Source organism: Methylobacterium sp. E-025 (assembly GCF_022829705.1).
Classification (GTDB): domain Bacteria; phylum Pseudomonadota; class Alphaproteobacteria; order Rhizobiales; family Beijerinckiaceae; genus Methylobacterium.
Map to the genome: position 1 here is coordinate 1 of NZ_JAKSYR010000008.1, position 339 is coordinate 339.

At 64.0% G+C, this 339-nt stretch carries 1 protein-coding gene; it reads left to right on the top strand.

Annotated elements, in window-relative coordinates:
• Window positions 1-13: 13 nt before the first annotated feature.
• Window positions 14-339 (top strand): phage tail tip lysozyme (locus MKK64_RS00285; RefSeq protein WP_243931684.1); only part of this gene is annotated, 326 nt, incomplete at its 3' end.

Sequence of the window (339 nt, forward strand, 5' to 3'; positions counted from 1 at the left end):
GTCGTGGATGGAGATGCTCCAGCGGCACGTCGGCGAAGGCGGCCTCGGCAGGCCGAAGGGGAAGGCCCAAGCGACGATAGTCATGATGGAGGGCGAGTCGGGGTTGAAGCTAGCTCCGAGTAGCCCCGGCGACTCCGGTCACACGCACGGCACCGGGCAGTGGTCGGATGCGCGGGGCAACCCGCGTTTACCTCTCCGTCGGAAGTACGCCGCTTCCCAAGGTAAGGATTGGCGTGATCGTGGAGTTCAGCAGGAATATCTCCGCATGGAGATGCTGGGTCTGCCGGGAGCGGTAAGCCACAACAAAGCCTATCGCGCGATGATGGGTGCACCGAGCGA